General features: G+C 71.1%; 1 protein-coding gene and 1 pseudogene. Both read right to left on the bottom strand.

What is annotated here, in order from left to right; genetic code table 11:
* Positions 1–2: 2 nt before the first annotated feature.
* Positions 3–374, bottom strand: a complete 372-nt coding sequence (locus DW299_RS19420; protein ID WP_240745266.1) for a hypothetical protein — start codon at positions 372–374, stop codon at positions 3–5.
* 234 nt (positions 375–608) lie between these two features.
* A pseudogene (locus tag DW299_RS19680) lies at positions 609–779 on the bottom strand (hypothetical protein); the annotation flags it as partial.
* Between the last annotated feature and the right edge of the window lie 57 nt (positions 780–836).

Consider the following 836-nt stretch of genomic DNA (forward strand, 5'->3'; position numbering starts at 1 on the left):
GGTTATCGCGGCATGGTGAGTGCGGCGTCGAAGGTGAGATCGGGTGTGCCGCGGTAGTTGGCGTGGACCGACGCGGCCAGCACGTTGGTCCCCTCCTTCACCAGCGTCGCCGGAACCTGGAACGTCACCCGCGCGCCCGCCGCAGTCGTCGCCCGCGGCGCCGCCGTCGCATACGTGTTCTGCGTGATCGACCCGGCGGGCAGATTCGCCCGCCCCAGCTCCACCCCGTTCAGATACAGCACCACCCCGTCATCGGCGATCACCGACACCGTCCCATCCTTCACCGACGCCGCATCCGACACGGAGAACGACGTCCGGAACTGCGCACTCAACGGCTTCGTGGCCAGGTTCGACGGATCGATGTTCGTCGCCACCGTCGCCCCCCGCCCCAGCACGCCCTTCCCGACCGCCCACGACGACGCATCAAACCCTGTCGTGTTCCAGTCCCCCGGCAACGCATCCGCGGAGTACCGCCACGACCAGGCCGACCCGTTCGGCACCGACACCGCCGGGCCCACCGGAGCCGCAGCCGTCGTCGTCGCCTGCACCGTCGCCGGAGTCGACGCCACCCCCGCAGCCGACACCGCCGTCACCGCATACGTATACGCCGTCCCCGCCGTCAGCCCGGTATCCGTGAACGAGGTCGCCGGAGCCGTCACCGTCCCGACCTTCACCCCGTTCCGCGACACCACATACGACGCCGCCGCCGTGGACCCGGACGGAGCCGTCCACCCCAACACCACCGACGTCTGCGCCGGCGTCGCCACCAGACCCGTCACCGGGCCCGGTGCGGGAGCCGGAGCCGTGCCCCGCTCCGCCGTGAACGCCAGATCGAA

Origin of the sequence: Microbacterium sp. K35, assembly GCF_004794375.1 — a bacterium.
GTDB lineage: Bacteria > Actinomycetota > Actinomycetes > Actinomycetales > Microbacteriaceae > Microbacterium > Microbacterium sufflavum.